Source organism: Candidatus Hecatella orcuttiae (assembly GCF_002009985.1).
GTDB classification, from domain to species: domain Archaea; phylum Thermoproteota; class Bathyarchaeia; order Hecatellales; family Hecatellaceae; genus Hecatella; species Hecatella orcuttiae.
Genome location: NZ_MTLX02000005.1, coordinates 498,079 through 522,763, shown reverse-complemented (window position 1 = coordinate 522,763; position 24,685 = coordinate 498,079). Strand labels below are relative to the sequence as shown.

Below are 24,685 nucleotides of genomic sequence, written 5' to 3'. Positions count from 1 at the left end.
CTTTAATAGGTTTTAAGGTTTCCAGTGGAAGAAGTTTAAACCCTTTATAAGCTACGTCGGTGTGGGCATCTTGGCTGTTAATCTGCATATTCACATCCTCCTCTTTGAAGCGACTATCTCCCGCATTTTAGAGGAGGTTGAAGAACACCTATGTCAAGTTTTCTTTGGTTCTCGATGTTCAATCAGCCACGGCGACCCCAGCCTTTTGGAGAAAAGCTACAATAGGGCGAGAGGCCAGTACCATTCTTCCCGGCTGCTAGCCCAAGTTGGGAAAGTGGCAGAAAATCTGAATGCTCACCGAATATTGGCCGTGGTGCCCGTCGACCTCTACGTTCCCGGCCTTAACTTTATCTTTGGAGAAGCCCAATGCCCGGGCAGGCTGGCCATCATTTCAACCCATAGACTTAGACCTGAATTTTATGGGAAGGCGGAGGACGGATCTCTATTCCTTTCTAGGGTTAAAAAAGAAGCTACCCACGAGCTGGGGCATACCTTAGGTTTAACCCACTGTAGCGATCCCACGTGCGTGATGTTTTTCTCCAACAGCATCCAAATGACAGACAGAAAGAAACCTATCTTCTGCCCAGTTTGCGAGAGACAACTGCGGGAAAACATGAGCCGCTTAAGGTTTCTCACCGCCTATAACACTCCGCCGGGGTAGGTTAACGGCCATATCATCCAACTGGATGAATAGAAGCAGATTAACTGAACTTGGAAGAAAAGGTGATTGAATAAATGCCGAAGCAGAGAAGTCTATGGAATTAGGCGTCGTGAGGCCGGGAAGAATAGGTTCCTCCTGCTTCTTAGTTTTTCCTTTTGATGGGGAATTTTTTCGCAGCCTTTCGCTTGACCTCAGCTCCGCAGATGGGACAGGTTTTCCCTAGGAAGTCGGCTTTAAACCTTTTTTTGCAGGCGGGGCAATAGGTTAGCCACTGGATTTGAGATTTTATCCCCTCTGCAAGAGGCGCGTATTCCAAACCCAGATGGTGGGCTACGTTTTGAACAGCATAATCTTCGCTTACGAGAAGAGGCTTGAGCCCTTGAGATTTCAACTGGAGAGCAAGAGCAAGGATACTGGAATCGGTCTTAGAAAGTTTAAGGAAATCCCCTGTCTCCTTGGAGGCTTGGCGGACCTCGTCGAGGAATTTTTTCGCAGGGGAAGAAACCCTCAGTCTTTCAAGGCTTAGGATTGAAGAAGACGATCGGAGCCAATTTTTCAGCTCGCTCATGACTTCGGGAGTTGTAACTGCCCCCTTGTTGGAGGAGGCCGAATATAGACCCATGATAAAGGCGGAAGCGTCTAAAACTAAGGGACCGCTCTTTCTCTGGAAAGAGGCTTTCCTGTTCAAGCTTTTCCCTTCCTTTATTCCCGGTTCTCCTAAACAGTTAAAGCTTGAAGATGATTATTTTTAGGCAAGTCTCCCTTTTAGGAGTTGAGGAGAATCGGCTGGGTGGGGTGGATGTTTAAAAACATCGCCATCATAGCGAGACCTGACCTAAAAGAGTCCCTAGAGCTTGCTGTTCGAATAGCGGATTTCCTCCGGGAAAAGGGATTAAAACCTGTCTTCGAGGCGGAGCTGGCCTCCCTGCTGGGAGTCGAAGGCATCCCTCTCCGCCGGATGGAAGGCGACATGGCGGTGGTCATAGGCGGGGATGGAACTGTTCTGAGGGCGGTTCACGGGTTATGTTGCAGGATGCCGCTCTTTACGGTGAATATGGGGAGAGTGGGGTTCTTCGGGGAAGCGAGTCCTTCGAAGGCCATATCCATCTTGCAAGAGATTCTGGAGGGACGATTTATCCAAGACAGCTGCTTTATGTTGACGACGAACCTCGAGCTTCCCAACGCCCTCAACGAGGTTCACATCGGAACAGAGGCTTCTCAGCAGATGGTGGATGTAGCTGTCTTCATCGACGGAGTGCTCATCGCCCACGATAGGGTGGACGCCATCTTGGTGGCGACATCTCGGGGGTCATCCGCTTACGCATTGAGCGCTGGAGCTAACGTGGTAGACCCTAGGCTTGATGCCTTTGTCGTCGCCCCCATATGCCCCTTATCAAGGAACTTCATACCCCACGTAGTGCCTTCTGATGTGGAGGTTACGGTGAAGCCGGAGTCTCCGGCTGAGCTCATTGTCCTCATCGACGGCCAGATAAGGAAGAAAATAGGCCGGGTTGGGGAAGTTAAAGTTAGGAAGGCTGAGGAGAGCATAGTCTTCCTTAGGACAAGTCAGAATTTCTATGAAAGGTTGAAGCGGAGGCTGAGAATTTCTTCTGTGGATTAAAGCTTAAGCTTAATTACTCCCCGCCTATTAACCTTAAATGAACTAGGGTAGATGAGCGATGAGCAAGCCTGTGGATGTAGGCTCTATCAAGCCTGGGCAGTATATGATCATAGACAATGAACCCTGCAGAGTTATAAGCTTCGAAAAATCAAAACCCGGCAAACACGGTTCAGCCAAAGCAAGAATCGTGGCCGTGGGACTCTTCGACAACGTTAAAAGAAGCATCGTAAGCCCGGTGGACGCTAGGGCGGAGGTGCCCCTCATCGACAAGAGAAGCGGCCAGGTTATCTCCGTTGGCTCTGAAAGTTTTCAGCTCATGGACCTTGAAACCTACGAGGTTTTCGAAACCGCTCTACCAGCGGAAGAGGAGCTTCGAAGCAGCCTGACTGTGGGAGCAGAAGTTGAATATTGGAAGATCATGAACAGGATTAAAATCACCAGAGTGAAAAGTTAGGCTTCCCCGAGGGAAAACCCAAGCTGGGAGGACAGCCGCTCCATGGACTTTGTTCAGCAGATGAAGATAGTTGCCAACATTCAAGTCTCCCAGCTGGTGGAGGCCATGCGCTCCAGCGGAGTTTTGGGGGCTGGGAGAGTTGCTAAGGCGGCTGAGGTGCTGGCAGACCTGCTGAAGGACCCTGATTATACGGTTTTCCTAAGCCTCGCCGGGCCTGTGGTTCCCGGCGGCTTGAGAAGCGTGGTGGCCGAGCTCATCAAGAGGAGGGCGGTGGACGCCGTGGTTAGCAACGGCGCCAACATCACCCACGACCTCGTGGAGGCCTTAGGGTTCAGACATGTCAAAGGAAATCTTGCAGCCGACGATGTGAAGCTGGGGGAGGAGGGAATAGGAAGGATCGGTGACGTGTACGTGGAGCAGCAAGCCTTTCAAGCCTTGGAGAAGGAATCCTACCGGCTTCTAGACCGTCTGTTGCAGGAAAAGACTGAGAGAAAGTTAGGGGTCTACGAAATCTTGGAGGGCTTAGGCCGGCTGTTGGTTGACGGGGATTCACTCCTCGCCGCTGCCTCCCAAACCGGGGTCCCGGTTTTTTCCCCGGGTATTTACGACTCCATGCTGGGTTTACATCTTTGGACCTACGGGCGGTCTAAGGGCTTGACGGTGGATTTGGCGAAGGACATGGACCGGATGGCGGAGCTTGTCTTCAACTCCAAGAAAATTGGAGCCGTGATCTTAGGAGGAGGCATGCCCAAGCACTACGTCCTAGGAGCCAGCATGTTAAAGGGGGGAGTTGATGCGGCTTTGCAGATCACCATGGACAGGCCTGAAACGGGAAGCCTTTCAGGAGCCACCTTGGAGGAGGCCATATCATGGAGGAAGGCTAAACCTGAGGGCAGCCTAGTCACGGTAACCGCGGATTTCACTATCGTCTTTCCTCTGCTGGTCGCCTACGCTCTGTCTAAGCTTCCCTAGGTAGGAGGGAAAGAATAATACAGAAGAATGCTCAATTTCATCTTAGACGCATCCTTCTCTACGGTGCTGGTTGAGCTGAGCTATGGTCTTAGAGCGGCTGAGCGCTACTCTGCAAGATTCTGTGAAGAAGCTTCTCAGACTTTCCATAGTGGATGAGAAGGCGGTTAAGGAGCTGGTTCGAGACCTTCAGAGAGCCCTCCTCCAGTCCGATGTGAACGTGGAACTGGTTTTCGAAATATCCCGCCGGATTGAAGACCGCGCCCTCCAAGAGGAGCTCCCTCCAGGAATTTCCAGAAAGGAACATGTGGTCAAGGTGCTCTACGATGAGCTAACCCGGTTTCTGGGGGAGAAACCTTCTCGCATTCCAGTAGAAGCGGGAAAAACCAACGTGCTCATGCTGGTGGGAATCCAAGGCTCCGGCAAGACTACCAGCGCCGTCAAAATCGCCCGTTTCCTGAAGAAGAGAGGAATAAAGTCCGCCCTCGTCTGCGCTGACACCTACAGGCCGGGGGCTTTAGCTCAGCTTAAGCAGCTGGCCGCTGCCGCCGGTATTCCCGTCTACGGAGAGGAGGATGGAAGAGACCCTGTCAGCATCGCCCTCCGGGGAGTGGAAAATTTCCGCCGGGAAGGCTACGAGGCTATTCTCGTGGATACGGCTGGGAGACATAAGGATGAGAAAAGCCTCATCGAGGAGATGAAGAGCATAGCTGAAGCCGTAAAACCTGACCAGATCATGTTGGTCATCGACGGAACCATAGGCCAACAGGCGAGGGTTCAGGCTCAAGCCTTTCATGAGGCCACAAAGGTAGGCTCCATCATGGTGGTCAAACTGGACGGTTCCGCGCGAGGAGGAGGCGCCCTTTCAGCCGTAGCGGCTACCGGCGCCCCCATAGTCTTCTTGGGCACAGGGGAGAAAACGGAGGACATCGAACTCTTTGAGCCAGCTAGGTTTGTGGGCCGCCTTCTGGGGATGGGAGACATCCGAGGCCTCCTCGAGAAGGTTAAGGAAGCCCAGATAGCCATTCCGGATGAAAAGGCCAAGGCTTTTCTATCGGGGAAGTTCACCCTGACGGAGATCTACGGGCAGATTGAAAGCCTTAGGAAGCTGGGGCCTTTGGGGAAACTCCTCAAAATGCTGCCGGGTTTAGGCTTGGAGATAACAGACTCCATGGCTGAACTCAGCGAAGAGAAGATGAAAGCATGGAAGGCTGCAATCCAGTCCATGACCCCCGAGGAGAGAGAGAATCCGAGAATCCTCAGCGCCTCTAGGATTAGGCGGGTGGCTCGGGGGTCTGGGAGGAGTGAAAAAGAGGTTAAGGAGCTGGTTCAGCAGTTTGAGCTGATGAGGAAAATGGCCAAGACCTTGAGAAGGAGATACGGGCCTCTCAAGATGTTTCAAAAAAGAATGTTTAGGAACCTCCAATCTTAAAGAACTGGGAGGACTCCCTTCGATTCTTCGGGAAGGCGCTTATCTGGCGTTTCCCGTGAAAAATATAAACCCCTGCCGTGATGACATAGAATCTTCGGAGATGAAGGAAGTGGGAAAGACAGCTTCAGGTGTTAAGTGCAGTGTGCCGGGGTGTGGAAATCAGGCTGTCAGGTCTGTTTCTCAGGCAGAGGTTCAAGCTGCAGGTTTGAGCACCCGGGAGACTAGGAGGGCGTACCTTTGCAGGGACCACTACAAGGAGCTGAAGAAAAGGAGAAGGGAGAATAAAAGAATAGAAAGATGGAGGTATAAAGCATAGGGCTGGAGGGCTATCCTACCACAAATCCTATATAGGGGCCGTTCTCTGAGAATCAGAGACTGGAGTGTTGTTTTAAACTCCGAGAAAACCTTGAAGGCGTCTGCCTGAGGAGCGTCAAAGCTGTGAGAGTTCTGCTCATCCACGCGGACCGTTTCCAGTATGAAGTGAGAGGCAAGGCTCTTAAAGAGCCTGAAAAGGCGGAAGGCCGAGAGGCTCTCTCCGTGGGGGAGGCGCTGATAGCTTTCTGCTCGGTGGAGAAGGGAGACGAAAAAAATCCTGAGCAAGTTGTAGATAAGACAGCTGAATCCATCCGAGAACAGGCTCGAAGGCTGAAGGTAAACCTAGTTGTGGTTTACCCTTATGCCCATCTGGCCCAAGACCTAGCTTCACCGAAGGCCGCTGCTGAGCTTCTGAGAAGGCTGGAGTCCAAGCTGCAGGAAGCCGGCTACCCGGTAAAACGAGCTCCCTTCGGATGGTACAAAAGCTTTGAATTGAAATGCAAAGGCCATCCCCTCTCCGAGCTTTCAAGGACCATCTCGCCCGAAGAAGCTGAGGAGGAAAGGCCTGAGGCTGAGTACATTTACAAAGTGCTGACACCCAGCATGGAACTCTACGCCCCAGAAGACTACGGCTTCAAGCCCGGAGAGGAAAACTTCAAGGCCTTGGTGGAGAAGGAGGCGTTGAAAAAGGAGCTTGCCGGAGGAGGTGAACCCCGCTATCTGAGCTACTGCAAAAAATTTGGGCTGGACTGGGAGTCCTTCTCTGACCTAGGCCACATGCGCTTCGGCCCTGAGGCTACTTTTCTCTTCGAGATGGTCTCCGACTACGCGGACCGGGTTTCATGCTCCCTAGGCATCCCCGTCTATAAGGTAAGGGGCACCAACATGTTCGACCTTTCGGTGCCCCCGGTGAGGGAGCACGCTCAGCTCTTCGGTGGGAGGCTCTACCAGCTGAAGTCCGGGGGAAGAGACCTCTTGTTGAGGTATGCTGCCTGCCATCAGCAGTTTGCCATGATCCGCAACTGGACCATCAGCTACAAGGACCTGCCCATGGGCGCCTATGAGCTGGCGGACAGCTACAGGCTGGAGCAGGAGGGGGAACTGCTCCTCTGTTTTAGGCTTAGGAAACTCCACATGCCGGACCTCCATGTCTTCTGCCGGGATATGAGAGAGGCTCAAGAATACGCCTTGAAGATTCACCGTAGAATCTACGAAGAGGTGGAGAAGCTGGGGCTGGATTACGTATCATTATATAATGTAACGGAGGAGTTTTTTGAGGGAAACAGAGATTTTTTCAGAGAACTGCTGTCCGTGGAAGGAAAACCCGTACTCCTCTGTTTTGTCCCCGGAAAATACTACTGGGTTCTGAACGTGGAATACAATATAATAGACGAGCTGGGAAGGCCCCGGGAGATCGCCACCTTCCAGATTGACGTGGGGAACGCTCAGAGATTCGGAATAACCTACGTAAACGAGGAGGGGGCGAAGGTTTACCCCGTCATCATTCACTCCGCACTTCTCGGCAGTGTGGAAAGATACCTTTACGCCGTCTTCGACTCCGCCGTCAAGGCTCAGACCGCGGGGAAGCCTCCGCAGCTGCCCTTGTGGTTGTCTCCAACCCAGGTGAGGGTCATACCAGTGTCTAGAACGTACCTCGACCTCTCCATGGAGGTTGTGGAGTGGCTGGAGAGAGAAAACATCAGAGCGGATTTGGACGATGGAGATGAAACCTTGCCTAGGAAGGTGAGGAAAGCTGAAACGGCGTGGGTTCCCTACACGCTGGTGGTGGGGGAAGAAGAGGCTGCAAGCAGGATCTTCAGCGTCAGAGCCAGGGGAGAAAAGCCGCTGAAGAAAATGAGCCTAGAAGAGCTGGCGGCTGAAATTAAGGAGAAGGTAAAGGGCTACCCTTGGCGGCCCTTACCAGTGCCGAAAAGGCTGAGTGTGAGACCGGTCTATTAGCCTTTTCGGCTCTACGCAAGCTTTATGGGTTTAGGTTTCTTCTACGAAGCTCAGCCAACAGCGGTACTCAGGGTTTTTCCCTTGGACGATTTCCTTGAATTCCCTCTGAAGCCTCACGGTGATGGGGCCGGGTTTCCCTGTTCCTATGGGCTGCCTGTCCACCTCCCTGATGGGAGTAACCTCCGCGGCGGTTCCTGTGAAGAAGGCCTCATCCGCCTCCCGCAGCATCTGCTGGGTGATGTCCTTCTCCTCCACTGTGTAGTGGAGGTTTTCCGCTATCCTCATCACGCTGTCCCGGGTTATGCCGAGGAGGATGCCTGCCTCCTCGGGAGGAGTCTGCAGGCGGCCGTGCTTGACGATGAAAATGTTCTCACCTGGGCCTTCGGCGACGAAGCCCCGGGAGTCCAGCATGATGGCTTCATGGTAGCCTCGGTTCAGGGCCTCCACCTTCGCTAGGATAGAGTTCAGATATTGGCCTGTGGCCTTAGCTTTCAAGGGGAGGGCGTCGGAGGCGATTCTCCTGTAGGAGGAAACGGTGGCTCTAACTCCGTTTTTCAAGCCTTCCTCGCCAAGGTAGACTCCCCATGGCCAGGCGGCTATGGCTACTTCCACGGGGCTGGTCAGGGGGCTTAGGCCCATTTCCCCGTATCCTCGGTAGGCTATGGGCCTGATGTAGCATTCCCGGAGGCCGTTGGCTTTTATCAGCTCCTTCACCGCCCCGGCCAGCTCCTGGAGGGTGTAGGGTATCTTCATGTGGTAGGTTTCCGCTGAGTTGAAAAGCCGCTGCAGATGCTCCTCCAGCCGGAAGACCGCCGGGCCTTGAGGTGTAAGGTAGCATCTCACCCCTTCGAAAACGCCGCTGCCGTAGTGGAGGGCGTGGGTGAGGATGTGGATTTTGGCTTCATCCCAGGGGACCAGCTTCCCGTTCATCCAGATGTACCGTGTCTTCTCCAAGGGCAATCGGGGACACCGCCTGCGGGCTTTATACCAATATTTTAGGTAGAGATTTAAAGCTTCAACTCCAGAAAGACGCTGGGAGGCCGTCCCTTGGGGTCTTTGGTAGGTCTCTTAAGCTTGAAGGGTGAAAATGTTTACAGCCTAATAGTGGAGATGCTGAAAACCTTGGCCCACCGAGGACCCAGCCGAGTTTGGCTGTCCTTTGGGGGGAGAGTGATCCACCTTTCGAAACGGCTGGACGGCGTCGAAGCCCATGAAACCTCTTGGGCGATAGGCGGAAACCTCATGGAAACCGACGGTGTAGACGGCTTAGAGCCTCGCTTCTCCAAGCCGGGTAGGAGGCTTCTTCTGGCTGGGGCTGGCAGCCTCTTCGCCGTCGAAGGGTTCCCCCCTCCACCTTCCCCAAAGGGGCATTCATGGAGCGAGGTTTCGGAAGCCTTTCAGAGGGGATGGGATGGCAGCTTGGGAGAAGCTTTGGGGAGGGTGATGAGGCGACTTTACGGTAGCTACATCCTAGCCGTGGCCTCGGAGGGGAGGATAGCCTTCGGCAGAGACCCCGTGGGGGCGGAGCCCCTTTACTTCGGAGTCAACCGGCATCTGGTAGGCTTCGCCTCTGAGGGAAAAGCCCTTTGGAAAGTTGGAATAGGGGAAACCAAGGCCCTTCCCTCCGGCTTTGTAGGCGAAGCCTCCTCCTCGGGGTTAAGAGTATTCGAAGCCTGCAAGCTTCCGGAAAAGAGAGCGGAGGTGACGGAGATGGAGGAAGCAGCGGAGAGGGTTCACCGTCGGCTTCTCGAAGCCTGCAGGCTGAGGGCTGAAGGCTTAAGGAAGGTGGGGGTGTTTTACTCCGGAGGCTTGGACAGCTCCCTCATCGCCCTAGCCCTGAGGAGGCTGGGGTTGGAGGTCACCCTCCTCGTCTCAGGCTTGGAGGGAAGCAGAGACGTGGAAAGCGCAGAGGAGGCCGCGGGGAGACTGGGTCTGAAGCTCAAGATTACACCCTTCGACCGGAAGGATGTTGAAGCCCAGCTGGAGAGACTGGTCTACTCCATCGAACGCTGCGGGCCGATGGATGTGGCAGTGACTCTTCCCCTCTATTTCTCATCTCAAGCTGCAGAGGAGGAGGAATTGAAAAACGTCTTTTCAGGTCAAGGCTGCGACGAACTCTTCGGAGGATACCACCGGTACCTGAAAATTCTTCAGGAGAAGGGATTTGAAGGGTTGGAGAAGGCTTTGTGGCAGGATGTTCAAGGCTTGGCCGGAAGCCTAGAGCGGGATAACATGGCAACCGCGGCGGGAGGTGTAAGAATCCATTTTCCCGCGGCGGACCTGCGGGTGGTCGGGGAAGCTGGGAGGATTCACCCCCGATTGAAGGTTTCCAGTGGAGAGGACAGGCTGAGGAAGCAGGTTCTCCGAAGGGTGGCTGAGAAGATGGGAGCGCCGTCCTTCATCGTTAAGATGCCCAAGAAAGCTGTGCAGTATGGTTCAGGCAGCCAGAGGATTCTGAAGCTTCTGGCCCGAGAGAAGGGGGAAACGGTTAAGTCGTATTTGGCGGAAGTCTTCCAGAGAGTATACAGCCGGGCCTTTGGAAAAGCGGAAGAAGACAGAGGCGGGAGCAACTGAAGGTCGTCGCCGTAATCCCTGTTAAGAAAATGGCCAACATCAAAAGCAGGCTTAGCCCTACGCTTAGCTCGGAGGAGCGAAGACAGTTGAGCCTGCACATGCTGGCTGACGTGGTGGAGGCTGCGGAAGGGACCCCAACCATCCAGAAGGTTCTCGTAGTCAGCCCTGACGAAAAAATCTTGAAATTTTCCCGGAGACTGGGCGCCGCTGTTCTGAAAGAGAGGGCGGAGGGCGGTGTCAACCGAGCTGTTTCCAAGGCGCGGAAGTTCTGCTCGGAGGGGGGAACCTCAGCCATGCTGATCTTGCCTTCGGACATTCCCCTCCTATCTTCTGAGGACTTGGAAAGAATCGTGAACATGGGGATAAGACAGCCGTCGGTTGTTCTTTCACCGTCCCTTCGGCTGGACGGCACCAACGCCCTTTTACTGAATCCCCCCGGCATCATACCAACCTTCTACGAGCATGACAGCTTCCGCGCTCATCTCCGAGAGGCTTTGGGGAAAGGAATCAAGGTGGGGGTCTACCTTTCATGGCGCATCATGTTGGACTTGGATGAGCCTCAGGATTTGGGCTTCTTTCTCCAAACAGCCGGCAGCACGCAGACCCACCGCTTCTTAGCCCAGCGAGGTAAGAGCGGTATATCCTTAAGTCTGGGTTAAACTAAAAATCTGGGAGAGGTAAACCTCATGCGCATAGGCGTCGCGACCAAGAACAGGGAATCATGGTGCTCCCGTAAAATACTGGAAGCCTTCCAAGCTAGGAATGTGGAAACCTTGGCCTTCAACCTCTCCGAGGTGGTGGCGAGGGTTGGGTTTAAACCCTTCTTAGAAGCCGGAGGCTGCGACCTTTCACAGCTGGGAGCCTTGCTGGTCAGGCCCATAGGGCCTGGGTCCTTGGATGAGGTCATCTTCAGGGTGGACATGCTTCACAGGCTGGAGAGGCTGGGGGTCCCCGTCGTCAACCCCGCCCTCGCCATCGAAAGGGCGGCGGACAAGTATTACACCCTAACCCTGCTGGAAGACGCAGGGCTTCGAGTTCCTCGAACGGTGGTGACCGAGAGCCCCCGGGAAGCCTTCAAGACTTTCCCCCAACTGGGCAGCCAGGTGGTTGTGAAGCCCATCTTCGGCTCCAGGGGGCTGGGGATCACCAGAACATCCGATGGGGAGGTGGCGGGGAGAATCTTCAGGCATCTGGCCTACAACCACTTCGTCCTCTACCAGCAGGAGTTCGTGGAGCACGGCAGCCGGGACATCCGTTGCCTGGTGGTGGGGGACAGGGTTCCCGCAGCCATGTACCGGGTTTCCTCGGAATGGAAGACCAACGTCAGCCGCGGAGGGCAGCCGGTTCCCTTCAAGCCTGAGGGGGAAGTGGAAGACTTGGCTGTGAGGGCAGCTAAGGCTGTGGGCTGCGAAGTAGCGGGAGTGGACCTCATGGAGAAAGAAAATGAAGGCCTGGTCGTCCACGAAGTTAACAGTCAACCCGGCTTCCGGGGGCTGCAGACTTCCAGCGGGGTGGACATTGCCGGGGAGATAGCGGACTTGGTTTTGGCCAAGGCCAAGCGTTAAGCAGATGTAGAGGCGCCTTCTGCGCGCAGGGTTTTTATGATGAATTCAGCCAGCGTCCTCTCATCCCGCCGGCTGGCCATGATGATGTCGGTGGGGATGCATTTTATCTTCAAGCTTTCTATGGCGTTCTTCAACGCCTCATCCCGGCGGTCGATGAGGAAGACATCTAAGAAGTCCCTATACCGTTCAGCCACCGTATAGGCGGAAACCTTAAGACCTAACCCGGCCATCAGCCTCCCAGCGGGGCCGCTGACAGGGCTTCCCCCCACGATGGGCGACACAGCTAGGACCGAGGCTTCTGTCTCCCCTAAGGCTTTTCTGACGCCGGGAATATCCAAGATGGGTTGGATGCTGGTGATGGGGTTAGCCGGGCTGAGGATGACGGCTTCCGCCTCCGAGATAGCTTCCACCACCCCATCCGCTGGCTTAGAGTCCTCCACGCCTTGGTATTCCACCTTCAAAACTTTGGGCTCCGCCTTCCGCTTAACCCAGAATTCCTGAAAATGCATCCATCCTTCTGAGGTGTGGACCACGGTCTCAATCCAGTCGTCGGAGGCGGGGAGAATGCGGGCTTTAACCCCTAAGGCCTCGGCCAGAAGCCGAGTGGCCTCAGAAAGCTTCAGGCCTCCGGCTAAGAGGGCTGTGCGGTGAATGTGGGTGGCTAGGTCTCTGTCTCCCAAGTTGAACCATGTCTCCAAACCGTAACAGGCTAGCATTTTTTGGGCGTTGAAGCTGTCCCCGGCGATGCCCCAGCCTCTCTTCTCGTCGGCGACACCTGCCAGGTTGTACATCACCGTGTCGAGGTCTGGGCAGACGATGAGGCCGTAGAGGCGGATGTTGTCTCCCACGTTGACTATGACGGTGAGGTTTTCTTGGGGAATGACCTCCGCCAAGCCTCGGATCAGCTTAGCTGAGCCTGTTCCACCGGCCAGAACCGTCAGGCTTCCGGGTTTCCGGCGCAATTCAGGTTCAACTCCTTTTCCACCGAGGCGGCTGGAAGTTTTATTATAGCTTATAGCTTTAAGGACTTTAAGGCCCTTAAACTATTCCAACCTTCAGGAGGCGCTTCCGCTGGCCGGTGTTGTTTCTTCCGTTGACCGCTGGGTTTTTCTGGCTATCAGCCTTTACCTGTCCTCCCCTCTGGCCTACGAGATATTTAGGGAGCTGACCATTCTGGGCTCCATCATCCTCTGGGCTTCGGTGGCCACCGCTCTTTTCGCCGCCGGGAGGAGAAGGGAAGCCTACCTCCTAGCTCTAGGCCTAGCCATCTCCATCGCCACGGTAGCCGCCTTCAAGCTGGCCTTCTTCCGGCCGAGGCCTTTCGCCCCAAGCGCCACCGCCTCCGGAGAGTTGGTGGGGGAGGCTGCCTCCAGCTTCCCCAGCGGCCACACAGCCAGGGCTTTCTCAGCCGCCACCGTCCTTGGCAGAAGATTTCTCCGGGGGAAGATTCTCCTATGGTCTGCCGCCTTCATCGCCGGCTTCAGCCGGGTGTATCTAGGCTACCACTGGCCCACTGACGTGGTGGCTGGAGCCTTTTTAGGGTGGCTTTCAGGGCTTGCAGCCCTCCGCCTCGAGGGCTTTTTCCGTGGAAGGGGTGTCAGGTTTTAAAGTAGGTTAGAACCGTCCTCAGGACTGCCTCAGCGCCTTGGTGGAGGTTTTCTACTTCTTCATATTCATCCTTCACGTGGGCTTGTCCGTGGGTGGTGGTGCCTAAGCCTATGATGGGGACTGCGGCCCTGTTGTAGAAGTCCGCGGCGTCAATCCAGCCTTTGGAAACGACAGGTGTGCTTCTAAGGCCCATTTCGGCCAAGGCTTTTTCCGCAGCCTTGTAGATGGGTTCTCGGAGGGAGAGCAAGTAGCCTTTCCTCCGGTGTCTGAGCTTTAGACGGAAGTCTTTTTCCAAGGTTTTTTCGGCTAGGCGGCGGATTTTAGCCTGTATTTTCTCCATCTCCTCCCCGGGTAGGCCTCGGTAGTTGACGGTGAGCTCACATAGGTCCGGAATTCGAGTAGGCCAGCCGTCGGTGTTCATGGTGGTGACACTGGCCACCGAGGAGGCCTCCGCGGGCTTTTTGATGGAGGGATACCGTAGCTTCTGGAAGGCTTCGATAAAGTCCACCGCCCTGTAGATGGCGTTGACCCCCAACGACGGCTCTGAGGAATGGTAGGCCTTACCCAAGACTTGGAGGGTGAAGTTCTGGATGCTTCTGCACCCTACCACGATTTCCGCGGCTCCCTGGGGCTGCCGAAGGCAGGTGTCAAGGCATACGCCTGCATCAGCTTTCAGCCTCTTCATGACCTCCTTTCTTGCGCGAGTATCTCCTGACTCTTCCTGTGATGTGAAGAGGAAAACAACTTTCCCTTCCAAGTCTTTCCGAGATAGAACTCGAGCGATCTCTAGCATGGCGGCTGCGCCTGACTTGTTGTCGGATGCGCCCAAACCGTAGATCCTTCCACCCACCAGCTTCCCTTTGTAGGGGTTGAAGCTCCATCCCTTCCCGGGGGGAACTGTGTCCAGGTGGGCGTTGAGCAGCAAGGTCTTCCCTGAGCCCATCTCGGCTTGGACGTTGAAGTGGGAGTCTGTTTTGGGGGTGAGCCCCAAGGCTTCCAACTGTCTTGAAACCTCGGAGGCTATTGCCTCCTCTGAGCCGGAGAGGCTGGGTATGCGGACTAGGTTTAACAGGTTTTCGATTAAGTGTTTTCTGCTGCACAGAAACTTAGCCATGCTTTCACCTGGAGAAAATTCAAAAGATAGTGAAGAAAGAGACTTAATAAGCTGATTGCCCAGTAAAGGGTAGGATATATCCTTCTTTTTTAGCCTGTTGTTTGCTGGTTTAGACCTATCCGTCCTAAATAAGCTGGTTATGCTTGAGCTGGAGGCTTACTCGAGTTCAGAACTTCTCTCGGTTACGATGTGATGGGCGTGGATGACGTCGCGGTCAGTTATAATGCCCAGCAGTTTTTCCGGATGCTCTCTGTCCACAACAGCCAGCCTATCGACCCCTCGCTCATACATTTTGTCCAGAGCTCTGTGCACGGTTTCATCCGGGTATGTAACCGCCAGCTTCTGGTTTGCCGCCTGCAGCACAGTTACTTTGTCCCTCATGTCGCGGGGTATCTTCAAGACGTCGTCGAAGGTCATCATTCCGATCAGCCGGCCTTTGTCCACCACTGGGTAGCCCATGTGGCGGTGTTTTCTGAGGACCTCCATAAACTGGGAAACTGTAATGTCAGGGGGAACAGTGACTAGTTTGGTTTCCATGACTTCCCCTACCTTTATCAGGTCCAAAGTGTCTATCCTCCTTCTTTCCCTCAGCCGCACTCCTCTTCTCTCCAGTTTGAGAGTGTAGATGGAGGAGCCTCGGAGAAGGAAGGAGGAGATGAGGAAGCTGGTGACGGTGGAAAGCATGAGTGGGGGAAGTAAACTCCAGTCGTTCGTCATTTCAGGAATCATGATCATGCAGGTTAAAGGCGCTCGGGCTGCGCCGGCGAAAAGAGCGCCCATTCCTGCGAGGGAGAAAGCGTAAGGGTATTGGATGATCTCCGGGGAGATGCCGTGAAACACAAGGCCTAGGAAGCCGCCTAACATGGCGCCAATAAACAGCGACGGAGCGAAGATGCCTCCGCTGCCCCCTGAGCCGATGGTGAAGGAGGTTGCGAAAAGTTTCAAGAACCCCAGCACCAGCAGTAAGACCAAGGGGAAAGTCCCTACAAGCGCCAAGTCTATGCCTTCATATCCCACGCCCATTATTCCGTAGGTGGGGAACAACATTCCAATGCCTCCGGTTAGAAGCCCGCCGACGGCGAGTTTAAGCCTTGGCTGAAGCTTAAGGCTGTTGAAAAGGTCTTCCACGGCGTAGAAAATCTTAACCCAAAGCACCGCCATCAGCCCGAAGAACAGTCCCAGCAGAAAGTAGAAGAATAACTCCGCCGGATTCGTGAAGGGGAGAGGCGGAATTTGGAAAGCCGGGTTTAAGCCAAAGAATATGCTTGCGACAGCCGCTCCAACAACCGAGGCTAGAATTATGGGCACAGCGTCCAAAGGGCGGAATTCACGGTAGAGAACCTCCATACCGAATAACGCCCCGCCTAAGGGTGCGTTAAAAGTGCCTGCGATGCCCGCTGAAAGGCCGCAGATGACGAGGAGCTTAACATCGCTCTCCTTCAGATGGAAGAAGTGCCCCAGAAAGGAGCCGAGGGCGGCGCCAATCTGGGCTATGGGGCCTTCTCTGCCTGCGCTGCCCCCGGAGCCGATGGTGATGGAGGAGGCGATTATCTTCACAGCGGCCACCCTCTTTCTTATTCTCCCACCTCTGAGGTGGATGGCCTCCATCACCTCTGGCACTCCGTGGCCTTTAGTTTCGGATGCGAACGTGAAAACAATCGGCCCGACTATCAGGCCTCCGATGGCGGGAAGAAGAATTATTCCAAGGTTAAAGCCGTTCACCCTGAAGGAGATGAGAGGAAGCAGAAGGTCGAAGAACGCCCAGTGGGTGAACCCTATCATGTATCGGAAAAAAACCGCTCCCAATCCGCCTGCCAAGCCGGCTACGATGCCGAGGACGTCTAGGACTCCAAGCCTTTCTACGTGGGCGGGTATATGGAACCTCTCTCTCAACCGGCCGATCATGTTCCCCGTCGCCCTCTGCTGGCAACTACCTTTTTAGATCTTTACGCCTATCTTCTGAGCCTCTAATGTGCACTTTTCAGAAGTCGTTCTAAAAAAGGATTTTAAGGTTAAAATTTTTTTGGTCCCAGCCTTATTTCCTGCTTTAAACTTGAAGAAAACTAGACTTCCAGCTTTTTTTGGAGAATTTCTATGAATTCTTGGCTTTGTTTGCTTATCCTCCTCCTTATCAAGTCGTTCATCAGAGGGGCGAGAGGCCCTCTGCCTTCCATGAGTATTTTATAATGTATCTTTACCTCCCCGGGGCCGGACTCGAGGTTCATAGTCCCAGAGAGCTCCGCTTCCTCAGCAACGCCCTGAAACGTCACACGTTTCTGGGGGACAAAGTCCGTGACTGTAGACTTCATTTTGATGGTCTTTCGGATGAACCCAAGCTTCACCTTCAGCACCCATTCAGCCGTCTTTTCATCCAAAACCCTGACCTCCTGAACATCTGGGAAACAGGACCCTAACCTCCTAGGGTCCACTAGAAAACTCCAAACCCGGTCCAGCGGCGCCTTGATGGTGAAGGTCGCTTCAGCCTCCGGCATAGGGCACAGTGCACCTTCTAGGTTACGAGGCTAAGACTTTCGCAGGACATCGTCAAATTTTATTCCGAAATCCTGCAGGATAACTTGAGCGGTAGCTCTGCCTCCGCCGGCCACACCAGCGCCGGGATGGGTGCACTCACCAGTTAGGTAGAGTTTCCCCACAGGCGTCCGGTAGTTCCCTAGGCTGATGAGAGGTCGGAACATGAAGGTCTGTTCTAGCGTCGCCCGCACGCCTGTGAGGTCTCCGTGGAGAAGGTTGTTGCTGGAGATGACTTCCTCCACGTCCACAGGAGTTGTTATGAGTCTTCCGAGGATGTTTCCGGAGCCCATGTTGGTGGTATGCTCCCTTATGGATTCCAGTACGCTGTCCGCTACTTCCTCCTTTATTTCCTTCCACTGGGAGGGCCCTCCGTCTCTGAGGTTGTAGGGCGCGTAGCTGATGGCGTAGAGGGAATGCTTCCCTGGAGGAGCCCGGGAGGGGTCCAGCTTCGACCAGCAGACCACGTTGGGGCATGGTTTCTCGGGGGGCACCCTCCGGAAGACTACGTCTTGGAAGAGTTCCATCATATCTTCTAGGGACCAGGATATTTCCCAGTTGGCTCCTTCGTTGACTTCTTCAACCTTGAAGCGGGGAGCCTCGTTCAGCATGTAGGTGGTGTTGATGCCTGAGAAGGCAGACTGCTTAACCCGTTTAACCCTCCGGACGAAGCCGGGTTCGAGATGCTCCTCACCCACCATGTTGAGGAACAGGGGCTTAGGGTGAAGACATGCCACCACCGCTTTCTCGGCTCGAAGCCGCCGGCCGTTTTCCAAGATTACACCTCGGGCTTCCCCGTTTTCCACGATCACTTTTTCAACAGGGCTGTTGGTCAGGATTTTCCCTCCATAAGCCTCCACGCATCTGCCCAAGGCTTCAGCCAGGGCGCCTGAGCCGCCTACAGGGCAGCCCATCCCGTACACGTGCATGATAGGGATCATGATGAAGAGAACTGAGCCTGTTCCGTTTTCCCACGGGGGAAGCAGCAGCTCGGAAGCGTAGTGGAGAAGCAAAGCCTTCACCCGGTCGTCTTCAAACCATTCGTCAACGATGTCTCCGAAGCTCATCATCATAGCCCTCAGCAGCTCTTGCCCGTCAGGGCTTTGCTCCAGCTCTGAAACGATAGCTCCCAAGGTGGGGGGAGGATTGTACATGCCGGGCAGGATGGTTTCTAAACACTGGATACCCCACTGGGCGAACCTGCGGTAGGCTTGAGCGTCCTTTTTGGAGAGCTTCGCCACCTGTTTGACGGTTTTCTCCACATCCCTGTAGATGATCATGCTTGTCCCATCTGGATAGGGCCCAGCCATCTGAACTTCGGGGATGATGTACTTCAACCCGTATTTGGCCTTCAGCTGCAACTCATCGTCCACCAGCAGAGGGTTGGGTTGAATGTCGATGTGGTTGGTGGAAGCCCAGTCTAGTTTGAACCCGTTGACCTCCCGGCAGCTGGTCGCGCCGCCGATCCAAGGATTTTTCTCAACTACAAGGACGCTGAAACCGGCCTTCAGAAGATAACCTGCCACTATCAGCCCGTTGTGTCCAGCTCCGATGACGATGATGTCCGCATGCCCTTCAGACATTTTTTAGCTACACTCCTCCTTTATTTGATTATTCAAAAGAGGGGCAATACGTATTTAGTTTTTCCGCTTATCTTCATGCAAATAGCCCTCTACCTGAAACGTGTGACTTAAGCTTTCCGGCTGAAAAAGTTAGAAAGAAAGGCTCGGCAAAACCGGCTAGAGGGCTTTGAAAGCGGAGTCCCATTCTCTGTAGGCTTTGAGGAGGTTTTGGGATACGCTGGTTTTTCGCTCTGAGAGAACCTCTTGGAGATCATGCCAAGTTATGGCTCTGGGCTTGGCTTGGGGGTTGGAGGCGGAGCCGTTGTTTTCGAAGAACTCTCTGACCACTTTTATCTGAGCTGATTGGAGGAGATCTCGGATGTCGCTTCCGCTGAAGCCATCCATTCTTTTAGCCAAGTCCTCCACGTCAACTTCCGGGGCTAGGTTTAGCTCCCTAGCGTAGATTTTGATCATTTCCAAGCGGGCATGATGGTCTGGGAGGGGGACGAAAATCCTCTTCTGGAAACGCCTCACAAAAGGCTCGTCTAAAGCCCAAGGCTTGTTGGTGGCTCCGAAAACGTAGACGTAGAGGTTTCGGTTTTTGTCGAGGATTCCGTCCATTTCTTTGAGGAACTGGTTTCGCGCCCTAGCCTCTCCGCCTACTTCCTCTGAACGGTAGGCCATGAGGGAGTCTATCTCGTCGACGAAAATGATAGAAGGCTTCCCCTTTGCGGATGAACTTCTGGCTTCCTCAAAAATTTTAGCCACGTTTCTCTCCGACTCCCCCAGCCACTTGGACATTATCGCCGCTGCGTCCACACAGTAAAAGTTGGCGTCGATTTCGTTGGCCGTGGCAGCGGCTATGAGGGTTTTACCGCAGCCAGGAGGCCCGAAGAGCAGGATGCCTTTAGGCCAGCCTAGGGGAAACAAATCCGGCCTCTTAACAGGGTAGACCACAGCCTCGAGGATTGCTCTTTTGGCGTTTTCTAGGTTTGCAATGTCCTCCCATTTAACTCGAGGTTTCTCCTTCAGTTTACAGTCGACGCGGCCGGTTGCCGCTGTGGCTTCCGCAGCTTTTTCCTCTTGCCCTCCCTCTTTTTGAAGCTCCTTGATCCTCTTCCTGTAGGCTTCTATGCGGCTCATGTAAATTCTGTTCTGGGGAACGTTAGGGTAGAGGGAGCAGAGTTTAAGGAGAATTTCTACGGCATGCTGATACTCGGAGGCAGCCATTCCCCGGGCGCCTTGGCTGTCCATCCGCACGGCTTCAGACGCATGTTTAACCGCGTAGCGCTCCAGTTCTTCGAGGGCGCTCATCGCTAACAGTTCCCCCGCTAGGCTTCAGCCTAGGTTTGAACTCGAATTCGGCCCTCTTCCTCAAGTTTAGCCAGGGCTTTCTGAACAGATTCCATGTCAGCGTTGAGAGCCTGAGCGCACTGGCTTAGATTCAATTCTCCACCGCATTCTCTTATGAAGTCGTACACTTGCTCTTTCAACTGTTCGAAGGGAACTTCCTGGATGGGGGTAGGAGGCTCAGCTGCCTCCACCGGTTTCTCTTCCTCGAAGGGTGCTGGCTCCGGAGAACCTCCGACGGTTAGGGCTTCAGCTTCAGGGCTTGGGGGTTCTGGGGCTGTGAGGGGAGGTTCGGGGAGCTTGGGGTATTCTTCTTTCACCTTCCGCTCGGCTATGGTTGCTGCTTCTTCAAGGACTTTCTTGGCTTCGGAGGAGGAAGCCTCTAAATTGGCCATGTGCTCCGGGGTGGTCCCCACCTCTAAGAAGGTGTTGTTGAGGAAGATGTTGATTTCATCAAGCTCTTGGGAGACCTCGGGGATCACTCCCTTCAGGTTTCCCCGGGTTTCCTTTACGATGCTCAGCACCGGGGCCATGTGAACCATGACGTCGCCTACTTCCTCGATGGTTTGAAGTCTGAGGATAACCTTCTCGAGGGCCAGCTGGCTGCTTAGAACGATTTTAGCCATGTTTCTGATTTCCACACATTCATTGGCGTAGATCACCGCGTGGGCTGTGTCGTTGTTGGCCTTGGCGCCTATGCATCTCTCGAACATTTCCCGGTCTCTTTGCTGAAGCTTCGCCGAGGTCTGCTCTAAGCGGCTCAGCTGAGTTTCCAGCCTGTAGACTGCTTGGGCGATCTTCTCTTTAAGAGGTGTTCTAGTGAAGTGCATTTCTTTCGCCGCCTTTAGGGAAGGGAGGACCTTTCGAAGGAAGGACATTTAGAGAGAATCCCTCATCTTCACTCTTCTACGGTTCACCCATTTCTGCTTGCGGGAAGTCGAACACCTTAACGGAGGGGCTTTTCTCCTTCTGTGGCTTCACGTTGAGCAGTAGCGACGGCGGGGAGGTCGGGGAATTTCTCCTTCATCCTCTCTTCAGCCACAAGAGACGCTTGGTTGAGGATGGCTTTTGACTCTTCTCCAGCTGCTTCAGGTGTCCATGAAACGTTGGAGGCAGCTCCAGCCTCAACCATCATCCCGTTGAGCATCTCGCCGATGGAGCCGAGTTCGTAGGAGACCTCGGGGATCACTCCAGCTAAACGTCCTTTGAGGCTGTGGACCACATCGCTCACCGGGGCCATCTGGGTTAGGACGTCTCCAAATTCCTCGACAGTTTCCAGCCTCAGGCTTACCTGCTCTAAGGCTAACTGGCTGAGGAGGATTATCTTCGCCATTTTTCTCACTTCGGCGCATTCGTTGGCGTAGATGGCGGCTCTGGCATCATCCTTGGCCAGCTCGGCGGCAACGCATTTTTCGAACAATTCACGGTCATGGCGCTGAAGCTTGGATGCGGCTTCTTCCAGTTTTCTTTGCTGAAGTTTAAGCCTGAAAATGGTTTGCGCTATTTTTTCCTTGAGCGGTGGACCCTTGTGAATCTTTTCTTCAAACCGCCGGAACACCGACCCGCCTTCTGGTTTACTCCAATTTTTGAACATTTTTCCCGGCTCACCTTTAGATAGAGCACTCAATCCAGCGTAGTACCTTAAATAGGGTAACTCCAAAAAGTATTAACCTTGTAGAAATGAAATGCTTAAAAAAAGCCGTGTTGAAGAGGGGCTTTTACAAGAAAAACTCAACTCCTGTCTATTTTGCGGCGAGGTTTGAAGTTTAAGTACATTTCGATCAGCGTTTTCCGTGACTCTGAATATATAAAGTTGGCCTTTGAAGGGCGGATTCCCCGGCGTCGGCAGGGGTTATATGGTTTCGATCTCTAATTCCATGTCCGCGGGCATGATTCTTTTCTGAAGGTCTAAGAGGATGATGCCTTTCCAGTGTTCTTCCCTTTGAACCTTGTAGTCTAGGGAGTTCACAATTCCTTCGACGAATCTCAGGAGTAGCTCTGTGTGAACCTCCGTGTGGTTGGGAGCTAACACTCGCAGGGTGAGGTTTTCCTCGTCTTTCTGGATCAGCTCCACCTCCGTGATCTCCCAGAAGCAGGTGGTCAATATTTTTTTCAAGGTTTCCAAGGGGTCTTGAAATTTGGCTGAGAGGTATTTTCCATACCATAAACCCGATGTGTACCATTTCTTGCTCAGGTCTTTGTCTATGCGGGAAAGCTTCTCAATACAATGGTTTAGGATGTCGAGGGTGATGATCACCGCGCCGGCCTTTTTCATGGTCTCCATGAGGCTGTAGTATTCCACCACTTGGGTTGGAGTGGCGTTAAGCTCATCAGCCTTGATAGCCTGTTCGAAGATTTCGTTAACGAAGCCGTAGACAGTTGTGCCTCGACGGTTGGATATTTCGATAACCTTGTGAAGGAGGTCGCTTCTCACAGCTATGAATTTTTTGTCTTTTTTAGGCGCAGTCGTGGTTTTACTCCCTCCTTTTCACGAAGGTCAAGGATATTATCCCCCGGGCCAAGTCCTTCCGAACTGGCGTGTAGTCGAAGGCTTCCATGAAGCCGGATAGGAGAGCGGAGAGGAGCAGAGTGTGGGAGGCGGGACACCGGGAGCCTATGCATCGGAGGTAAACTTCCTCACCGTCCTTCGTGAGGGAGAAATCCGAGGCCTCCCACAGAATGGTCCTCATGACTTTCTCGATGAGCTTTAGAGAGTCTTGATTGGAGTAAAGGGTTTTGAAGTATTTCCCAAACCAACCTCCCATGTCCCTCCAAGCCTCGCGGAGGGCTCGATCGTCCTTCTGGAAGACTTTTTCCAGAAGCCCATGGAAAAGACTTTCCGGCGTTAGGTTGAAGCCGGCTTCCTTCGCCGTCTTGAGGATGAAGTATTCTTCCACTATCTGCGGCAGGGGGACGCCTTTCTCTTCGGATTTCAGCAGCTGCTCCAAGGTTTCGTTGATGAAGGCGAAGAGAGTTAGGTTTTTTCTTTTGGCTATCTGAGCTATCTTTTTAACCAAGTCTTCGCGGGCTGCTAGAAGTTTCCTGTTCAAACCTATCTGAGTTTAGTTATCTGAAGGGGAAGGCTAAAAGGTTTCCGCTGGAAGCGGTGGTCTGAAAAAAAGGGTTGTTCACAGTCTTGATGTAGGAATTTAGGGCTGGGAATGTCTTTCCTCCTTATTTGAGCACGACCTTGCGGGCGATGGTTACCACGGAGATGATGGCGGCGACTGCGGCGACGAGGGAGAGCACAACGGCGACCATGACGTAGACGGTGAGACTGGAGACAGCTGTGCTGAGGGCTCGGGTTTCATCCCTCAGCTCGGAGATGCTGCCTCTGACTTCGGAGATGCTGCCCTTAACCTCTGAGATGCCGCCTTTCACATCCGAGATGCCGCCTTTCACATCGGAGATGTCGGCGCGGATGGGGCCGATGATGTCCTCGGCTTCTAGGGGTGGGGGCGGAGTGTAGACAATGGAGACAGCGGGGGATGAGCCCACGTTGCCCGCAGCGTCAACGGCTGTGGCTTGGACGGTGTAGCTTCCCGCGGCTGGGAGGGTGATGGTGGCGCTCCAGGAGCCCTCGCTCACGCTGACTGTTTTAACCGCAGCGTCGTAGGTTAGGGTTATCTCGGTGATATCCGGGTCGTCGACGGTTCCGGTGACGGTGACGGTGGCCTCGGTGGTGGCGGAGGGCGCGGTGACGGTCAGCTGGGGGGCGACGGTGTCGACTTGGAAGGTGGCGGTGGCTTCACCCTTGTTTCCGGCTAGGTCTATGCCTACGGCGTGGACTTGAGCCGGGCCGTCGTAGCCTTCCATGATGGTGTAGCTTCCGCTCCAGCGGGCGGGGTCTTCTGGGGAGGCCGCGGCTTCCACGGAGGCAGCCCATTTTCCGTCGATGACTAGGGGAGCTCCCTGCTGGTTGACGTGGATGACGGCGGATTGGAGGGGTTCGTCGGCGGTGAGGGTGATGGTGAAGGTGTCAGCTTTGCCGTAGACGGCCTTGAGGGGCGTGAAGTTGAGGGTTAGGCTTGGAGGCGTGGTGTCCACCACTCCTCGGAGGGTAAAGGTGGCGGTGGCGAAGGCGCCGCCTTCGTAGGCTTTCACCGTCCAGGTGCCTGTGGGGTCTTGGGCGGAGAAAGTGTAGATGTTGGCGGCGGAGTAGGCGCCGGCGGCGTCGGCCTCCGCTTGGGCTATGGCCACCCGAACCCCGTCGGGGTCGAACAGCTGAAGAGACACCAAAGCGTTGGCCGCAGCTGTACCGCTCACCGAAAGGCTGTCCCCCGGCTCGTAGGTGTCCTTATCCGTGGCAACCGTGGGGGCGGCGAAAGCCAAAGGCAAAACTGCTGCGGCGACGATGAGCACAACCGCTAGGATACCGGCGGCCAAGAGGGTGTGAAGGGAGGGGGTTTTTTCTAGGGTTTTATTCAACAATCATTTCACCTAGGTGAGCTTGTATGTGATCCACTATACTATCTGCTAGGTTATATTACCTTAACCGAGGAAGTGTTGAAAAAAATAAAAAGGGGGGTTTTGGGTTTGGGTTTAGGCTTTGGGTTTTCTGGCTAGGCTGGCGGCGCTGAGGGCTATGGCTATGATGGCGATGATGATGGCTCCGTAGGTCAGCCCCATGGGTGCTGCTGGACCGGCTGGGCCGGCAGGACCCGGTGGGCCCGGTGGGCCTTCAGGGCCGGCTGGACCGGCTGGGCCGGCTGGGCCTGGAGGGCCTTGGGGACCTTCAGGGCCTGGAGGGCCTTGGGGACCTTCAGGGCCTGGTTGGAGTTCGATGGCGGCGAGTTCGGCTTGGAGGGCTTCCAGTTGGCTGGTGAGGTCGGCGATTTGGGCTTCGAGTTCGGCGACTCTATCTTCTACCGGGGGCGTTATCTCGGAGACCAGTTGGAAGGTAGTCTCCGCGGTTATGCCGCCTTCGTAGGCTTTCACCGTCCAGGTGCCTGTGGGGTCTTGGGCGGAGAAA

Annotated in this window: 24 protein-coding genes and 1 pseudogene; 11 read left to right on the top strand and 14 right to left on the bottom strand. The window is 54.4% G+C overall.

The annotated features are described in order from the left end of the window. Nucleotides 1-70: 70 nt before the first annotated feature. Entirely contained in the window at nt 71-661 is a 591-nt protein-coding gene (locus BWM17_RS05760; RefSeq protein WP_309492991.1) for an archaemetzincin family Zn-dependent metalloprotease, read from the top strand. A gap of 142 nt (nt 662-803) precedes the next feature. On the opposite strand, the gene BWM17_RS05755 is transcribed toward BWM17_RS05760, so the two are convergent. After that, nucleotides 804-1,349, bottom strand: a complete 546-nt coding sequence (locus BWM17_RS05755; protein ID WP_309492990.1) for a hypothetical protein — start codon at nt 1,347-1,349, stop codon at nt 804-806. An 84-nt stretch (nt 1,350-1,433) separates the two neighbouring features. Here BWM17_RS05755 and BWM17_RS05750 point away from each other — a divergent pair, with 84 nt between their 5' ends. The 6 genes from BWM17_RS05750 to BWM17_RS05725 all read left to right on the top strand — a co-directional run bounded on the left by BWM17_RS05750 (nt 1,434) and on the right by BWM17_RS05725 (nt 7,411). After that, nucleotides 1,434-2,282, top strand: coding sequence for an NAD(+)/NADH kinase (locus BWM17_RS05750; RefSeq protein WP_309492989.1), 849 nt, complete (start codon nt 1,434-1,436; stop codon nt 2,280-2,282). 58 nt (nt 2,283-2,340) lie between these two features. Further along, nucleotides 2,341-2,736 (top strand): translation initiation factor IF-5A, encoded by a 396-nt coding sequence (locus tag BWM17_RS05745; protein ID WP_309492988.1) that lies wholly within the window; start codon nt 2,341-2,343, stop codon nt 2,734-2,736. Between the two features lie 42 nt (nt 2,737-2,778). Beyond that, the gene (locus BWM17_RS05740) at nt 2,779-3,708 is read left to right on the top strand and encodes a deoxyhypusine synthase (protein WP_309492987.1); all 930 of its coding nucleotides are present in this window, start codon (nt 2,779-2,781) and stop codon (nt 3,706-3,708) included. Nucleotides 3,709-3,790: 82 nt separating this feature from the next. Beyond that, entirely contained in the window at nt 3,791-5,137 is a 1,347-nt protein-coding gene (locus tag BWM17_RS05735) for a signal recognition particle protein Srp54 (RefSeq protein WP_309492986.1), read from the top strand. 100 nt (nt 5,138-5,237) lie between these two features. Further along, a complete protein-coding gene (locus tag BWM17_RS05730) occupies nt 5,238-5,453 on the top strand; it encodes a hypothetical protein (RefSeq protein WP_309492985.1) in 216 nt (71 codons plus the stop codon). A gap of 122 nt (nt 5,454-5,575) precedes the next feature. Then, nucleotides 5,576-7,411 carry a threonine--tRNA ligase gene (locus tag BWM17_RS05725; protein WP_309492984.1) on the top strand — a complete coding sequence of 612 codons (1,836 nt, stop codon included), beginning with the start codon at nt 5,576-5,578 and terminating at the stop codon, nt 7,409-7,411. A gap of 30 nt (nt 7,412-7,441) precedes the next feature. Here the strand turns inward: BWM17_RS05725 and BWM17_RS05720 are convergent, their stop codons facing one another. Beyond that, nucleotides 7,442-8,371 carry a branched-chain amino acid transaminase gene (locus BWM17_RS05720; protein WP_309492983.1) on the bottom strand — a complete coding sequence of 310 codons (930 nt, stop codon included), beginning with the start codon at nt 8,369-8,371 and terminating at the stop codon, nt 7,442-7,444. 114 nt (nt 8,372-8,485) lie between these two features. Here BWM17_RS05720 and BWM17_RS05715 point away from each other — a divergent pair, with 114 nt between their 5' ends. The 3 genes from BWM17_RS05715 to BWM17_RS05705 are packed head-to-tail and all read left to right on the top strand — an operon-like array spanning nt 8,486 to nt 11,550. Beyond that, the gene (locus tag BWM17_RS05715; protein WP_309492982.1) at nt 8,486-9,985 is read left to right on the top strand and encodes a DUF7411 family protein; all 1,500 of its coding nucleotides are present in this window, start codon (nt 8,486-8,488) and stop codon (nt 9,983-9,985) included. Beyond that, nucleotides 9,934-10,644: a 2-phospho-L-lactate guanylyltransferase gene (cofC, locus tag BWM17_RS05710; protein WP_309493734.1), complete on the top strand. Its 711-nt coding sequence runs from the start codon at nt 9,934-9,936 to the stop codon at nt 10,642-10,644. The genes BWM17_RS05715 and cofC overlap by 52 nt, the downstream gene beginning before the upstream one ends. Nucleotides 10,645-10,671: 27 nt before the next feature. Beyond that, the gene (locus BWM17_RS05705) at nt 10,672-11,550 is read left to right on the top strand and encodes a RimK family alpha-L-glutamate ligase (RefSeq protein ID WP_309492981.1); all 879 of its coding nucleotides are present in this window, start codon (nt 10,672-10,674) and stop codon (nt 11,548-11,550) included. Here the strand turns inward: BWM17_RS05705 and cofD are convergent. Next, nucleotides 11,547-12,512, bottom strand: coding sequence for a 2-phospho-L-lactate transferase (gene cofD, locus BWM17_RS05700; RefSeq protein WP_309492980.1), 966 nt, complete (start codon nt 12,510-12,512; stop codon nt 11,547-11,549). The two genes, BWM17_RS05705 and cofD, sit on opposite strands and share 4 nt — an antisense overlap. A 52-nt stretch (nt 12,513-12,564) precedes the next feature. On the opposite strand from cofD, the gene BWM17_RS05695 reads away from it, so the two are divergent. Beyond that, nucleotides 12,565-13,158: a phosphatase PAP2 family protein gene (locus BWM17_RS05695; protein ID WP_309493733.1), complete on the top strand. Its 594-nt coding sequence runs from the start codon at nt 12,565-12,567 to the stop codon at nt 13,156-13,158. On the opposite strand, the gene BWM17_RS05690 is transcribed toward BWM17_RS05695, so the two are convergent. The 11 genes and pseudogenes from BWM17_RS05690 to BWM17_RS05640 all read right to left on the bottom strand — a co-directional run. After that, entirely contained in the window at nt 13,148-14,272 is a 1,125-nt protein-coding gene (locus BWM17_RS05690) for a M20 family metallopeptidase (RefSeq protein WP_309492979.1), read from the bottom strand. The genes BWM17_RS05695 and BWM17_RS05690 overlap by 11 nt on opposite strands. A gap of 156 nt (nt 14,273-14,428) precedes the next feature. Beyond that, nucleotides 14,429-16,177 (bottom strand): chloride channel protein, encoded by a 1,749-nt coding sequence (locus BWM17_RS05685; RefSeq protein WP_309492978.1) that lies wholly within the window; start codon nt 16,175-16,177, stop codon nt 14,429-14,431. Nucleotides 16,178-16,335: 158 nt separating this feature from the next. Next, nucleotides 16,336-16,764: a CoxG family protein gene (locus BWM17_RS05680; protein WP_309492977.1), complete on the bottom strand. Its 429-nt coding sequence runs from the start codon at nt 16,762-16,764 to the stop codon at nt 16,336-16,338. Nucleotides 16,765-16,794: 30 nt separating this feature from the next. Continuing rightward, on the bottom strand, nt 16,795-18,384 hold the full coding sequence (locus BWM17_RS05675) for an NAD(P)/FAD-dependent oxidoreductase (protein ID WP_309492976.1): 1,590 nt from the start codon (nt 18,382-18,384) through the stop codon (nt 16,795-16,797). Between the two features lie 156 nt (nt 18,385-18,540). Then, nucleotides 18,541-19,677 carry an AAA family ATPase gene (locus BWM17_RS05670; RefSeq protein WP_309492975.1) on the bottom strand — a complete coding sequence of 379 codons (1,137 nt, stop codon included), beginning with the start codon at nt 19,675-19,677 and terminating at the stop codon, nt 18,541-18,543. A 29-nt stretch (nt 19,678-19,706) separates the two neighbouring features. Next, nucleotides 19,707-20,591 carry a hypothetical protein gene (locus BWM17_RS05665; protein ID WP_309492974.1) on the bottom strand — a complete coding sequence of 295 codons (885 nt, stop codon included), beginning with the start codon at nt 20,589-20,591 and terminating at the stop codon, nt 19,707-19,709. 68 nt (nt 20,592-20,659) lie between these two features. Beyond that, a complete protein-coding gene (locus BWM17_RS05660) occupies nt 20,660-21,373 on the bottom strand; it encodes a Snf7 family protein (protein WP_309492973.1) in 714 nt (237 codons plus the stop codon). Nucleotides 21,374-21,565: 192 nt separating this feature from the next. Next, nucleotides 21,566-22,147, bottom strand: a complete 582-nt coding sequence (locus BWM17_RS05655) for a hypothetical protein (protein ID WP_309492972.1) — start codon at nt 22,145-22,147, stop codon at nt 21,566-21,568. Between the two features lie 40 nt (nt 22,148-22,187). Beyond that, nucleotides 22,188-22,763: a hypothetical protein gene (locus BWM17_RS05650; protein WP_309492971.1), complete on the bottom strand. Its 576-nt coding sequence runs from the start codon at nt 22,761-22,763 to the stop codon at nt 22,188-22,190. A 124-nt stretch (nt 22,764-22,887) separates the two neighbouring features. Further along, entirely contained in the window at nt 22,888-24,141 is a 1,254-nt protein-coding gene (locus tag BWM17_RS05645; protein ID WP_309492970.1) for an Ig-like domain-containing protein, read from the bottom strand. A 114-nt stretch (nt 24,142-24,255) separates the two neighbouring features. Next, nucleotides 24,256-24,685, bottom strand: a pseudogene (locus BWM17_RS05640) (hypothetical protein); the annotation flags it as partial.